General features: G+C 31.1%; 14 protein-coding genes. 7 read left to right on the top strand and 7 right to left on the bottom strand.

From position 1 onward, the window contains the following. Positions 1-156: 156 nt before the first annotated feature. The 3 genes from BDW25_RS07575 to BDW25_RS07565 all read right to left on the bottom strand — a co-directional run bounded on the left by BDW25_RS07575 (position 157) and on the right by BDW25_RS07565 (position 2,515). Positions 157-1,029, bottom strand: a complete 873-nt coding sequence (locus BDW25_RS07575; protein ID WP_133945298.1) for a MurR/RpiR family transcriptional regulator — start codon at positions 1,027-1,029, stop codon at positions 157-159. Positions 1,030-1,353: 324 nt separating this feature from the next. Further along, positions 1,354-1,707, bottom strand: coding sequence for a hypothetical protein (locus tag BDW25_RS07570; protein ID WP_002448527.1), 354 nt, complete (start codon positions 1,705-1,707; stop codon positions 1,354-1,356). Between the two features lie 112 nt (positions 1,708-1,819). Continuing rightward, on the bottom strand, positions 1,820-2,515 hold the full coding sequence (locus BDW25_RS07565; RefSeq protein ID WP_002448627.1) for a helix-turn-helix transcriptional regulator: 696 nt from the start codon (positions 2,513-2,515) through the stop codon (positions 1,820-1,822). Positions 2,516-2,883: 368 nt separating this feature from the next. On the opposite strand from BDW25_RS07565, the gene BDW25_RS07560 reads away from it, so the two are divergent. The 7 genes from BDW25_RS07560 (at position 2,884) to BDW25_RS07530 (ending at position 10,748) form a co-directional block, all read left to right on the top strand. After that, a complete protein-coding gene (locus BDW25_RS07560; RefSeq protein ID WP_002448358.1) occupies positions 2,884-3,663 on the top strand; it encodes an inositol monophosphatase family protein in 780 nt (259 codons plus the stop codon). Between the two features lie 115 nt (positions 3,664-3,778). Continuing rightward, positions 3,779-4,726, top strand: coding sequence for an LCP family protein (locus BDW25_RS07555; RefSeq protein ID WP_002448478.1), 948 nt, complete (start codon positions 3,779-3,781; stop codon positions 4,724-4,726). A 254-nt stretch (positions 4,727-4,980) separates the two neighbouring features. Further along, a complete protein-coding gene (gene fdhF, locus BDW25_RS07550) occupies positions 4,981-7,932 on the top strand; it encodes a formate dehydrogenase subunit alpha (protein WP_002448551.1) in 2,952 nt (983 codons plus the stop codon). Position 7,933: 1 nt separating this feature from the next. Beyond that, complete coding sequence (locus tag BDW25_RS07545) at positions 7,934-8,401, top strand: helical membrane plugin domain-containing protein (RefSeq protein WP_002448524.1); 468 nt, start codon at positions 7,934-7,936, stop codon at positions 8,399-8,401. 165 nt (positions 8,402-8,566) lie between these two features. Then, positions 8,567-8,788, top strand: a complete 222-nt coding sequence (locus tag BDW25_RS07540) for a hypothetical protein (RefSeq protein WP_002448552.1) — start codon at positions 8,567-8,569, stop codon at positions 8,786-8,788. Between the two features lie 23 nt (positions 8,789-8,811). Next, positions 8,812-9,603, top strand: coding sequence for an N-acetylglucosaminidase (locus tag BDW25_RS07535; RefSeq protein WP_002454989.1), 792 nt, complete (start codon positions 8,812-8,814; stop codon positions 9,601-9,603). A 20-nt stretch (positions 9,604-9,623) separates the two neighbouring features. Further along, positions 9,624-10,748, top strand: a complete 1,125-nt coding sequence (locus BDW25_RS07530) for an FAD-dependent monooxygenase (protein WP_002448454.1) — start codon at positions 9,624-9,626, stop codon at positions 10,746-10,748. Positions 10,749-10,807: 59 nt separating this feature from the next. On the opposite strand, the gene BDW25_RS07525 is transcribed toward BDW25_RS07530, so the two are convergent. The 4 genes from BDW25_RS07525 to BDW25_RS07510 form a co-directional block, all read right to left on the bottom strand. After that, positions 10,808-11,767 carry a 2-hydroxyacid dehydrogenase family protein gene (locus BDW25_RS07525; RefSeq protein ID WP_002448389.1) on the bottom strand — a complete coding sequence of 320 codons (960 nt, stop codon included), beginning with the start codon at positions 11,765-11,767 and terminating at the stop codon, positions 10,808-10,810. A 79-nt stretch (positions 11,768-11,846) separates the two neighbouring features. Further along, positions 11,847-12,161, bottom strand: a complete 315-nt coding sequence (locus BDW25_RS07520) for a DMT family transporter (RefSeq protein ID WP_002454990.1) — start codon at positions 12,159-12,161, stop codon at positions 11,847-11,849. A 1-nt stretch (position 12,162) separates the two neighbouring features. Then, entirely contained in the window at positions 12,163-12,492 is a 330-nt protein-coding gene (locus tag BDW25_RS07515; RefSeq protein ID WP_002448391.1) for a DMT family transporter, read from the bottom strand. 204 nt (positions 12,493-12,696) lie between these two features. After that, complete coding sequence (locus BDW25_RS07510) at positions 12,697-13,647, bottom strand: CHAP domain-containing protein (protein ID WP_133945296.1); 951 nt, start codon at positions 13,645-13,647, stop codon at positions 12,697-12,699. Positions 13,648-13,831 lie beyond the last annotated feature (184 nt).

Genomic DNA, 13,831 nt, shown 5'->3' with positions numbered 1-13,831 from the left:
GTTTGGATAGTAAATCCCTAAGTTAAACATAGACTAATATCAAGTTTTTCAATTGTAGACCGAGACCCTAACATAAAGCCATTCAAAAAGAAAGTCGACGACCAACGTAAGTTAGGAATGAAGTGGAACAATGAGTTCTATCCCACTCCTTTTTTACTAATGTTTAAATTCAATTTTTGATAAATATTTGTGATAATTATCTAATGAAATCTTTGACTGTGTTATATAGTCTAAAGAATCGTGATAATTACGTGCTATAAAGCGGTAAAAGATAATATCAATCGTATATAATTGTGCAAATAATGCAGTCGTCGCACTCATACACAGTTCGTTTTTATAATCTTCATTATACGTTAAAACTAAATCAGAATCTTTTGCAATTAAATTATTGTTAGAACTTGTAATAGTAATCATTGAAAGATTAAAATCTTTAACGACTTTTACCATTGCTTGTAGTTCGCTCTGTTCACCACTATTTGTAATAAAAACGACACAGTCATTTTTATTATGTGTAGACAACATTGTAGTAAGTAAATGTGTATCTTGAACTAATTGAATATTGAGACCAATACGGGATAATTTCTGATAAAATTCAAGGGCACACACATATGAACTCCCATAACCATATAGAAAAATGGTATGTGCCTGTTTAAATGTTTCACAAATAGCGTCAATAGTTTGGTGATCTATAAAATGATTACTTTGTTTTAACGACGCTTTAGTTTGAAAATATAATTTTTGTTTTAAACTTTCTACTGATTCATTTTCTACTAACTTGATATTATATGGTGTGACTTGTTTAGGAAACCATTGCTTAATTTCATCGCGTATAGCTTTAAAATTTTGATTAATTAATTTTTGACTATAACGATTCATAGTAGATACACTAATATTAAGCTCATCTGCAATCGCTTCATTAGACATTGAAACTAATTTATGTGGAGAATTTAATATGAAACGTGAAAGTTTCTGTTCACTTTTAGAAGACGAAGCGTAGACTTCATCTATCCTACTTAAAATATTTGTCATCCAATCACCTAATTTATTAAAAGTTTTTCTTTCATCATAAATAGATAGATGAAAATGAAAACATCTCTATCTAGGCATGTGAATACATCATATATTACATCTAAATTCCCACAAATATCGATAAATAACTGTAAAGTGATTAAGTTAAGTAAAGGTTTACGTAATAGGATTACCGAAATAATGTGATATTCTCCCATCAATATGACATTATTTCGAAGATTAAAAAAATAGTATGCAGTTTTTACTTAATATTAATCAAGCATTATTATACATACTATAAATTACAATGACAATTCACCTACTAAACTTATCAAAAAAATAAGGTTATTGATAATTATTAATCTGATTATAAACTTTATAAATATGATTTTGACGTTCTTGCAAATCAACGATTAAATTTCCATTTTTAAAATTTTGAAGAGGGATCTGTTTTAAGTGAGTCACCAATTTATTGTATTGCTCGAAACAATACATTTGTGAATCAGAACAATGAGATGAAATACTATTTATTTGATTATGTTTAAAATGAGCACGGCAATGAGTAATAAAATTATTGTAATCTTTAATTCCCAAAGATAAATGTGCTATGTCCATAAAATAATAATATTTAGCTTTTTCTAGTAAAATTAATAATTGAATTAAAATGTGTTGATCGTATATTAAGGTTTTATAATGCATGGTACACTCATCCTTTAAAAGAGAATGTTAAGGATATATGGTGTGTAAGCATTTAGTATTTAAGAATGAAAGTGAGAATACATCGAAATTTCTTCAATACTCACTATATTCATTATTCATTGTTTTTAGTCTGTAGAAATTCCTTATAGTTATGAATAGTAATATCGTATGTTTGAATCTTTTTTTCAAATGAATAAGAAATATCAACAATATTTAATATTGATAATTCACGAGTTCTACCGAATCCAATTTCATAAACAATAGCAAACCATTGACCGTTACGGCATAGTAAACCGATGAATATCACATTTTCTGCAGTAATTTCATTATTTTCTGAAAAGTCAACAAGCATAACATGTCTTTCGTTACTATAAATTAAAATTTCTGAAAATAGATGTGGTAATGTTAGAGAACGTGTATCTTCTAATTTAATATTATTGGAGATATGTTTCAGTATTTTTAGCATTTGTGTATTAGGTGTTTTTAAACATTGATTCATAATTGAACGAATGTCTTGAGTGTAAGGTAATGTAGAGTGAGATTGACTTTCTTGCAAAGTTAAAAATAGTGCAATAAGTTCAGATTCATTTAATTTAAGTTGAAAATAATGATCAGTATTTTGAATTTCATATCCACCATGTCTTCCTTTATGAGCGTATATATGAACGCCTTTAGATTCTAAGTCATTAATATCTCTAGTAATTGTACGGGTAGAAACATTAAATTGTTTTGCTAAATCAGAAGCATTGATTTTATGTCCTTGTTGAATTAATGACATCATTTGATTTTGTCTTTCCATTTTATTCAATATACTCACCACCTATGAACATTACATATTACATTAATTATAACATAAGACTGGGATTCAAGACATTTATAGTAATAAGTTGATTATAAGTGTAAAAATAAACTATTTTTATTTAGAAAACGCTTACAATTATTAGGTGATTATGCTAATATAATATTTGTAACAGGGTAGAACGATTTCAAACAAAGGGGTAGGGGCTATATAACAGATAGCTCAAGGTGAGTCGTTCGGGTTACATCGAAACATCTTCAATATTTATTACTTACTTTCCTTTCTATTTTGTCGGCTAGCAAATGACTAGCCGATTTTTTATTTTATAAAAATAATATGTTATATGATAAGATGAATAAAAACGTTGAGGTGACATCATGCAAAATCAACAACTTCAATTTATAGATAAGCATATTACGAATTGGTTCCAACATTTAGATGATATTATTCCTAATTTAATTAAAAATATGGTTACAGAAACAAAAGAAAATCGATTCGATTTAGTTACAAATGTAGATAAACAAATCCAAAATGATTTCGAAGCCTATCTTGAAAAGTATTTTCCTACACATCAGTTATTAGCTGAAGAAAAAAATAATGATGGTATTGAACCCTATCAGGGACACCTTTGGATTATGGACCCTATTGATGGAACAGCCAATTTAGTGAAACAACAAGAAGATTATTGTATTATTTTAGCTTACTTTGAAAATGGACAACCTAAATTATCTTATATTTATGACTACGCTCATAAAATAATATATAAAGCAATTGAAGGTAAGGGAGCTTTCATGAATAATGTCAAACTTGAGTCTCCAGAAGTATTATCGCTTAAAGATACTATTGTTTCATTTGGTTCAGAATACGTGAGTGAAAATTTAAGTAAAGCTTTGTATCAATCGTCTTTTAGTGTGAGATATATAGGAGCTTGCGGATTAGATTCAGTGCGAGTAATTAAAGGACAATTTGGAGCACATTTTAATACCAATCCTAAACCTTGGGATATCGCAGCACAGTTTTTATTCGCTAAAGAATTAGGATTAGTGATGACGCAAATGGATGGGCAACATCTTGATTTCGCTAAAGGTGGTCCCTTTATTATTAGTAATAAAGGGTGCTACGAGGAGATATTAGCTATTATTAATGATGAACACTAATACTTCTATTCTTAGTTATTTGATATATTTCCTACTAAAGTTGTATAGTAAATTAAATCATTTAATATATAATAATGGAGATATATTTTAATATAAATAGAATAGGAGGAGGAAGATGCAACGTCCTGATAAGAAAAAACATTCCTCTAGTAAAATAATGAAATGGGTTATTAGTATACTTGTTGTGTTAGCTATCGTTGCTGTAGCCGTTATCGCAGCAACGATATTGATCACAGGTAATAAAATTCATAATCCGCTTCATCGTCAACAATCTGAATTGCGTTCTCATAATGTTAATTTAAGAAATGGAGATCCATTTACAATTGCCTTATTTGGTGTTGACTCTAATGCACAACGTAAAAGTACAAATGATGGTGAACGTAGTGATACAATAATGATTTTATCAGTGAATCCAAAGAAAAAAACGACTGAGCTTGTAAGTATTCCACGTGATACTCAAGCAGAAATCGTAGGAAGAGGTACAACTGAAAAAATTAATCATGCTTATGCTTATGGGGGCCCTACCATGGCTGTTAAATCATTAGAAAAACTAATGAATGTGCCAATAGATCACTATGCTACTATTGATATGGATGGATTACACGACATGATTGATTCGGTCGGCGGTGTTAACATAACGAGTAATGATACATTTACAGTTCAAGGTACAACATTTACTAAAGGGCAATCCACTCATGTTGATGGAGATACAGCTATGGCATTTATTAGAAGTCGTAAAGAAACAGGTGCAGGTGGCGATTTTGGACGTCAAGAACGTCAACAACTAGTTTTACAAGCTATGGCAAATAAAATGGTGAGTTCTTCAGCGATTACACATTTGCCATCATTAATTACTCAAATTCAAAAGAACGTCACAACCGATTTAACATTAGGAGACTTAAATGAAATTAGAAGTCATTATAAAGAGGCTAATGATACAGTGAATCGTCATCAGCTAGAAGGTACAGGTAGTATTCAAAATGACGGATTATGGTATTTTATTCCTAATGAAAGTTCAAAAGGGCAAATGACAGAGGTATTAAATAATAATTTGAAAAAATAAAAGATTGATATAGAATTTAAAAAATCTGAGACTCATTTATATGTCTCGGATTTTTTATTTAAAGATATAAAAATTTAAGAGTATATGCTTTATTTAAAAGAATAAAGAAAGGTCAATAGATAGTATTGAAAGCCTTAACATTATATGATTTTAGTTATACAATAATATTAATTCTGTATTGAATATGGGGAAACAATACAGAATCTTAATGAAATTGGTTGTTTACGGAATATAATTATAAGGTGGGGAAAGCAATGCAAGAACATTTAGTTTTAACCCTAGATGATGTGGATTATCTTGTAGAACCTGGAACAAATTTACTCGAATTTATTAAATCTCGTGATACTTTCGTGCCTTCAATTTGCTATAACGAATCCATGGGTCCAATTCAAACCTGTGATACTTGCATGGTTGAAATTGACGGTAAAGTTGAACGAGCGTGTAGTACAGTAGTTGACCGTCCGATGTCAGTCAATACTCAAAATAAACGAGTGAAAGCTAGCCAAAAAGAAGCATTAGATAGAATTTTAGAAAAGCATATGCTGTATTGTACGGTATGTGATTATAATAACGGTGATTGTGAGATTCACAATGCCATGGATGCATGGGGATTACAAGAACAATCATATGAATATAAAACAAAACCTTATGAAAAAGATTATGGTCCTTTCTATCGTTATGACCCAGACCAATGTATCCTATGTGGCAGATGTGTAGAAGCATGTCAAGATGTGGAAGTTAACGAAACACTTTCTATAGACTGGGATCGTGAGCACCCACGTGTGATTTGGGATAATGATGTTCCAATAAATGAATCGTCTTGTGTATCATGTGGTCAATGTGCGACAGTATGTCCATGTAATGCAATGATGGAAGTCAATATGGAGGGTAATGCAGGATATTTAACTGATACAGAACCGGGTTCATTAGCAGCTATGATTGATTTAACTAAAAAAGCTGAACCAGGAGATGGATTGTTATTTGCTGTGTCGGATTCTGAAGCAGAGATGCGCAAAGAAAGAATTAAAAAAACTAAAACAGTATGTACATATTGTGGTGTAGGATGTTCATTTGATGTATGGACAAAAGATAGAGAAATCTTAAAAGTTCAACCATCACACGACTCTCCAGCAAATAAAATCTCTACTTGTGTAAAAGGTAAATTCTCATGGGGACACATTAATTCGGATCAACGTTTAACTAAACCTTTAGTACGTAAAAATGGTGAATTTCATGAGGTTGAATGGGAAGAAGCCCTTGATGTTATAGAAGAGAACTTTAAGCGCATTAAAAATAAATATGGTGGCGATCATCTAGCATTTATCGCCTCTTCAAAAGGTACAAACGAAGAGTCATATTTAATGCAGAAACTTTCTCGCCAAGTATTTGGTTCAAATAATATTGATAATTGTTCGAGGTATTGTCAAGCACCTGCTACAAAAGGATTATTTAGAACGGTAGGACATGGCGGGGACTCAGGTTCTATTGATGACTTGGAAAAAGCAGCTATGACGGTACTTATTGGTACAAATACAGCAGAAGCACATCCAGTTATTGCTTCAAGAATTAAACGTGCACAGAAATTGTTTGGACAAAGAATGCATGTCTTTGATATTCGTAAACATGAAATGGCTGAACGTGCAGATGAATTTTATCAACCTAAACCTGGTACAGACTTAGTATGGTTGAGTGCTGTGACAAAATATATTATCGATCATCATTTACATGATATCGAATTTATTAAAAAGTGGGTTGACAATTTTGATGAATACTATGAGTCGTTAACTCCATTTTCATTAGAATTTACTGAAGAGGTTACAGGAATTTCAAAAGCGCGGTTAATTAGTTTCGCGGAAGAATGCGCAAAAGCAGAATCTGTAGCTATTTGTTGGGCAATGGGTGTCACACAACAAGATATTGGTAGTGATACAAGTACAGCAATTTCAAATCTTCTTCTTGTAACAGGTAACTATAGAAGACCTGGCACAGGGGCTTATCCATTACGCGGCCACAATAATGTTCAAGGTGCAAGTGATATGGGAAGTATGCCAGATCAATTTCCAGGTTATCAAATGATACACAATGATGAAATTAGAGCGAAATTTGAGAAAGAGTATGGTGTCACATTGAATCCAACGCCTGGTCGTGATAATCATCAAATGATGGATGGTATTCATGAAGGACAAATTCATTCACTATATTTGTATGGTGAAGATACAGGAATTGTAGATTCAAATATTAACTATGTACAATCTGCATTAGAAAAAGTTGAATTTTTGGTAGTTCAAGATGAATTTTTAACATTTACAGCAACGTATGCGGATGTTGTGTTACCAGCTAGTCCTTCGTTAGAAAAAGATGGCACATATACAAATACAGAGCGTAGAATTCAACGTATTAATCAAGCATTATCACCTTTAGGTGACTCAAAACCTGACTGGGTAATTTTCCAATTGATTGCTAAAAGAATGGGCTTTGATTGGAATTATAGTCATCCTTCAGAAATTATGGACGAAATTGCACGCTTAACACCTTCTTATTCAGGTGTCAGCTATGAAAGATTAGAAGGTTTTAACAGTTTACAATGGCCTGTAGCACCAGATGGTATAGATCAACCTACATTATATCTTGATGGCTTTAATTTCGATAATAAACGTGCAAAATTATTTAAATTAACATTTGATAATTTCTTTAAAGAAGATGAAGTATATGATTTACATGTGAATAATGGTCGCGTACTAGAACATTTCCATGAAGGAAATATGACATATCAAACAGAAATGATTAAATATAAAATGCCTCATGCATTTGTAGAAATTTCACCTGAATTAGCAAAAGATCGCGATATCCATGAGGGTGCAGAAGTAAAACTTATTTCTGATACAGGAGAAGCTACTTTAGTTGCTACAATTACTGATAGAGTTAAAGGAAAAGAGATATATATTCCTTTAAATAATGATGCTATGAGTAATGGTGATATAGGTGCTATAAATAAATTAACTAATAGTGACGCGGATTATGCTACACACACACCATCTTATAAACGTACACATTGTCGTTTAGAGGTTATAACTAGAAAAGGTAAATCTCCTTTAAATCCAACGAATTTCCGTGTAGATAAACATCGTCATCCACAATATAGTGTCCAAGTTCAGAAAAAATGGAAGCGTAAGGATTATATTTTCCCGGGAAATGTGGTGGATTAATATGGCTGAAAGAATAACTAAAATTAATCGTCTTGAAAAATCAAAGGAACAACTTAAATTGGAAAGTTTGAATGAAGTTACAGATGCAATTGTTGAAAATAAGGATAGTATTTTAAAAGCTATTCGTATTATTAAAAATTTAGATGATGCAAAACTCTTAGATGCTATTAACGGTGGTATTAAAGGTCGTCAAGTTATTATAAATAAATTCGCTACGGAATTAAATAAAGATATGTATACTGGACTGATTACAAATTTAGCTCCAATGGTATTTATGCTTGGAAATCTAGAAGTTAAAGAACTAAGTCAATTTTTAAATAAACTTAATAGTGGCTTACACGTAGCTAATCAAGCAAGTCCAAATGCCAAAATGACGATACGAAGCTTAATGAGTGTATTAAAAGATGATGATATGAATCGTAGCTTAACGTACATGCTAAATTTACTTAAAGGCATGTCTAGAAAATAAATTGAATAGATACGACTCCTTAATATAAGAATGAGATGACTTATGTTAAGGAGTTTTTTTAGAAATGAATTTGTAAAATATAGTATACATCTATTATGATAAAGTAGAGTGTATAAATTAAAGTGTAAGGAGAGAGGACTTATTCATCCAAATATTATTAAAATAATGACTATTATTTCTAATATTTTTGTTATATTAGGAATTATATTTTTAATTATGATGAAATTAATGTTAGCGATAGCAATGTTTGCCGTTTCATTGGCAATTAGTCTTGTTATTTTTAATGTATTATTTCGAGATCGTACGGGCATGAAAATTATTATTAATATTTCGTTTGCCATCGTCGTTATTGCTATTATAGTTGCATACAGTATGTTATCTAAATAAGACAATTAGAGGAATTTCAATTTATGAAATATAGAAATAGTAATCATTTACGTTTATCTATTATACTTTTTATGTTTGTTCTCATCATATTGATTGTATTACTTTGTATCAATCATAAGGATATACTACGTAATGATCGAAGATACAGTTTTCAAGAGGCCTTTCAAAAGCAAACCCAATCAAACCAATTAAATACCATTGATAAAAATAATCAGTTTGTTCTAGCGAATAATAATGAAGTGAAAAGAGCAATGAGTATTTCTAAAAAAGATAATGATTTAAAATATATGGATTTATCTAAAACGGTTCCAATGAATGAAGATGAGGTAAAACATATACTTAAAAATAAAGGTATTTTAACAGATCAGGCCCAAACATTTTTAAAGGCCCAAGATAAGTACCAAGTTAATATTATATATTTAATGAATCATGCAATAATAGAAACAGCAAATGGTCAATCCGAACTGGCTAATGGTATTAAAGAGAATAATCATAAATACTATAATTTTTTTGGAATTGGTGCATTTGATCAAGATGCCATTGCTACTGGTCATAGTTATGCTAAAGAGCATGATTGGACAACACCAAGTAAAGCAATTATGGGCGGTGCAGCTTTTATTCGTCATCAATATTTTGAAAACGAACAAATTACGCTTTATCAAATGAGATGGAATCCTAAAAATCCAGGGTCTCATCAATATGCGAGCGATATTGAGTGGGCAGATAAAATTGCAGATAATATGAAAAAAGATTATGAACGTTTGGGTATAAAAAAAGATAAGATACGTAGGAATTACTATATATCTAATAAATAGAGATATTGAGGTGTAATAGAATGAAAGTTGCAGTGATAGGTGCTGGTATCGGAGGTTTAACGGTTGCAGCCCTTTTACAAGAACAAGGGCATGATGTCAAAGTCTTTGAGAGAAAGACTGATATTAAAGAAGTAGGTGCTGGTATTGGCATCGGTGATAACGTTTTAAAAAAACTCGGTAATCATGATTTAGCTAAAGGTATCAAAAATGCCGGACAAAATTTAAAATCATTAAATATCTATAGCGATAAAGGCGACTTGCTTACATCAGCTAAATTGAAAGAGGGAACATTAAATGTGACGTTATCTCGTCAGTCATTAATAGAGTTAATATATTCATATGTAAAACCTAATACTGTATTTACAGATTATGAAGTGACTAAAGTGGATGTTCAATCTGAACTGCCAATGCTTCATTTCTCAAAACATGCAAGTCAGACGTTTGATTTATGTATTGGCGCGGATGGTATTCATTCAGCTGTTAGAAAAGCATTATTCCCAGACTCTAAAGTGATTTATCAAGGTTATACGTGCTTTAGAGGAATGATAGATGAAGTGGACATAATGAATCAATATACAGCAGATGAATATTGGGGAAGACGTGGACGCGTGGGTATTGTGCCTCTAATCAATAATCAAGCCTATTGGTTTATTACAATTAATGCAAATGAAAAAGATCCTAAATATGTATCATTTGAAAAACCACATTTGCAGGCTTATTTTAACCATTATCCTAATCAAGTGAGAGCATTGTTAGATAAACAAAGTGAAACAGGTATTATTAAAAACGATTTATATGATTTAAAACCTTTAACTTCATTTGTACATCATCGTACAGTCTTACTAGGAGATGCTGCCCATGCAATGACGCCAAACATGGGTCAGGGCGCAGGACAAGCAATGGAAGATGCTATCGTTTTAGCTAATTGTATTGCTTCTTATGACTTAAAAAAAGCATTACAGCGATATAATAAATTACGTGTAAAACATACTAAAAAAGTAATAAAACGCTCTCGAAAAATCGGACATATCGCTCAAAAAGATAATAAACTAGTTGTTGCATTGCGCAATTCTATCATGAAACATATGCCAAAACGATTTTTTAGTGGTCAAACTAAATTTTTATATAAAACAAAAGATAAATAAGGAGTGATCATAGAATTCACTATGGATTCTATGATCACTCCTTATTATTTTATTTAATATTATTTTTTATTAACAACAAATTGCGGTTCTTCACCATTCAATTTTTTAATTGTATCATTAGCTACAATTTTAGACATCATTTCACGAGCTTCAAACGTAGCATTACCGATGTGTGGCGTAATGACTACGTTATCTAAAGATTTCAAGCCTTCAGTAATATCTGGCTCGAATTCATACACATCGAGAGCTGCACCTTCAATATCTTTATGTTTCAATGCATCAACAAGTGCCTGTTCATTAACGATTGGTCCACGTCCTGCATTGACTAAATAAGCAGTCGATTTCATTTTTTTAAATTGTTCTGAATCAATCATATGGTGTATATCTGGATTGTAAGCAGCGTTGATTGTAATAAAATCAGAGTGTTCTAATAATGTATCTAAATCAACGTATTTAGCACCAATTTCACGTTCTTTTTCCTTTTTTTGGTGAGGACCTGTATAAAGGATATCCATATCAAATCCTTTTGCACGTTTAGCTACTGCACTACCAATTTCTCCAAATCCGATAATACCAAGTGTTTTGCCTGAGACTTCACGGCCTCTAAAGAATAATGGCGCCCAACCATCAAATCCTTTTGTACGAGAAAGTTTGTCACCTTCAACGATACGACGAGCAATTGCTAATACTAAACCGAATGTTAATTCAGCAGTTGCAGCTGTAGATGCTTTTGGTGTATTTGTAACATCAATATTTTTTTCACGTGCATAATCTACATCTACATTATTAAACCCAGCGCCATAATTGGCAATAATTTTAAGATTTTCACCGCTGTCAATCACTTCTTTATCTACATTAGTAGATAAAATACTAATCAAAGCAGAAGCATCTTTGACACCTTTTTTTAATGTTTCTTTATCGATGATATCTTCACCTTCATACATGTCTACTTCAAAATGTTCTTTAAGTAGATTTAAACCAGCTTCTGGAATTTTACCAGCTATATATACTTTTTCCATCCATCTCACTCCTTTGTAATCTTTCAAATTAAGTATAATGGAAGAAAGATAGGGACACAAAGAATTTATATGAATAAAGTTATTGTATTATTTTTAAAGCAATTACGGATATTAAGATTAAAGCAATACAAAATATACGAATAAATTTTTTTGATTCATTATAGAAAATCATACCTACAATGGTACCTCCAGCAGTCCCAATCCCTGTCCATATTGCATAGGCAGTTCCCATCGAAATCGTCTGCATAGATAGTTTTAAAGTACTAAAGCTAAATATAAATGTAAGCGCACCTAGTAGAATATATATTTTTTTATGTGTACGATTCAGTTCATTTAAGAAAACAACACCTAAAATCTCAAAGCATCCTGCAACTAAAAGGTATAACCACGCCATTTTATAGACCTCCTTCAGATTGGTCATCAGTAGAAATCTTTAATCCGATAATACCTATAATTAATAAAATAATAAATAATAATTTCATAGGTGAAATAACGTGATTAATAAATAACATATCAACAATGACTGTTCCTGCAGCGCCTATACCAACAAAAACAGCATAAACAGTACCTACTGGAAGTTGTTTTGTAGCAGAAAGCATTAAATAAAAACTTAAAGCAATAAATAATAAAGTGATAAGCCAAGTAAACGTATTATGAGCGTAATTTAAACACGTAACCCAAACAACTTCTATCAATCCAGATAAAATGACCTTTAACCATTGCATTACATCCATTACTCCTTATAGTATTTTTGATAAGTAAAAACATTTTCTCAGACAATTATGAGTTATGCAATTTTAGAAAATAGAAAAGTGAGAAAGAATTCATTGTGAATTCATTTTCTCACTTTTAAATTAATGAAAATATAATCTTAAAGGTGATATTAAACGGTAATATATTTATATTCAAGTTATATCAATCTTAGATATTTATGATAAATGAATATAATTATAAGAACTTACTTCGCTTGCTGAAATTGTACGTGTATCCGTCACGTAGGCGCCACCTGTATAATTCATTTCTGAAATTGTAATTGATCCATCACTATTTACACTTTCTACATAAGCCACATGTCCTAAACTTCCTGCTGTGGTTTGTAAAATTGAACCAGCTTTGGCATGATGATTAACTGTGTATCCAGCTGCTTTTGCAGCATTTGCCCAGTTATTTGCATTACCCCATGTTGAACCAATAGCACCATTCACTTTGTCATATACATACCATGTACATTGACCAGCGGTGTACAAGTTGTTCTTAGTTGAAGATGTTGTCTTAGTTGATGTACTCGTTACACTTGAGGAATTTGAAGTAGATGAACTACTAGATGACGTAGTATGAGATACACTATTTAATTTATTCATTGGAGATGTGGCGCTAGCTACATCTTCTGTAGTATGACTGGCTAAATGTAGATTAGGATTTGTATGATTGTTTGAGTAAATAGTATTAGTGAAATGAGAAGGTGCTTGCTTGTTAGTGACGATTTTTTTAGATTTTGCTTCATTATAGTGAATTACATTTTGATTTTGCTTTTGTTGATTCAAATGTTGAGTAGGTTGATTTTGTGCGTTGTAGTTTGATTGACCAAAATGATATCTTTGATTATTTAGATTTGAATGATTAATTTGACGTGCTTGATGTGCTATATTAGATTGACTTGTCTGTTGATGATTATAGCCTTGCTTTTGAAGTTGATTCTGATTTTGTTGGTGATTTAAATTTTGTTGTTGTTCACTATTATTATGTTGTTTTTGTTGATTCACTTGTTGAGTAGCTTGATTTTGAGTTAATTCTGCTGCATCTGCATGATGTATATTTAATCCAAAAGCAGAGACTCCAATTCCTGCTGTCAGTGTTGATAATGTAATTAATTTTTTCATAAATAAAGTCCTCCCAAATACTATTCAACAATAGGATAATTTTAGCGATATGTTGAATATGTTTTAACATTAACTTGTCGCTGTTAACGATAAGTCATACTTTATCAGATAAAAACATGTAGTAGGGCATTGTTACTTTACCGTAAATGAAATTCAAAATTCTTGTACAACGATGTAATAAAAA

The sequence above is a fragment of the Staphylococcus sp. AtDRG32 genome (assembly GCF_004365845.1).
GTDB lineage: Bacteria > Bacillota > Bacilli > Staphylococcales > Staphylococcaceae > Staphylococcus > Staphylococcus hominis.
Note: the sequence above shows the minus strand (reverse complement) of the source record. Positions and strands in the feature narration are given on the sequence as shown.

Excerpts from the sequence above, each read along its gene's own strand:
- BDW25_RS07575 (WP_133945298.1), bottom strand. The coding sequence starts at position 1,029 with ATGACAAATATTTTAAGTAGGATAGATGAAGTCTACGCTTCGTCTTCT.
- BDW25_RS07570 (WP_002448527.1), bottom strand. The coding sequence starts at position 1,707 with ATGCATTATAAAACCTTAATATACGATCAACACATTTTAATTCAATTA.
- BDW25_RS07560 (WP_002448358.1), top strand. The coding sequence starts at position 2,884 with ATGCAAAATCAACAACTTCAATTTATAGATAAGCATATTACGAATTGG.
- BDW25_RS07555 (WP_002448478.1), top strand. The coding sequence starts at position 3,779 with ATGCAACGTCCTGATAAGAAAAAACATTCCTCTAGTAAAATAATGAAA.
- fdhF (WP_002448551.1), top strand. The coding sequence starts at position 4,981 with ATGCAAGAACATTTAGTTTTAACCCTAGATGATGTGGATTATCTTGTA.
- BDW25_RS07545 (WP_002448524.1), top strand. The coding sequence starts at position 7,934 with ATGGCTGAAAGAATAACTAAAATTAATCGTCTTGAAAAATCAAAGGAA.
- BDW25_RS07540 (WP_002448552.1), top strand. The coding sequence starts at position 8,567 with ATGACTATTATTTCTAATATTTTTGTTATATTAGGAATTATATTTTTA.
- BDW25_RS07535 (WP_002454989.1), top strand. The coding sequence starts at position 8,812 with ATGAAATATAGAAATAGTAATCATTTACGTTTATCTATTATACTTTTT.
- BDW25_RS07530 (WP_002448454.1), top strand. The coding sequence starts at position 9,624 with ATGAAAGTTGCAGTGATAGGTGCTGGTATCGGAGGTTTAACGGTTGCA.
- BDW25_RS07525 (WP_002448389.1), bottom strand. The coding sequence starts at position 11,767 with ATGGAAAAAGTATATATAGCTGGTAAAATTCCAGAAGCTGGTTTAAAT.
- BDW25_RS07520 (WP_002454990.1), bottom strand. The coding sequence starts at position 12,161 with ATGGCGTGGTTATACCTTTTAGTTGCAGGATGCTTTGAGATTTTAGGT.
- BDW25_RS07515 (WP_002448391.1), bottom strand. The coding sequence starts at position 12,492 with ATGCAATGGTTAAAGGTCATTTTATCTGGATTGATAGAAGTTGTTTGG.
- BDW25_RS07510 (WP_133945296.1), bottom strand. The coding sequence starts at position 13,647 with ATGAAAAAATTAATTACATTATCAACACTGACAGCAGGAATTGGAGTC.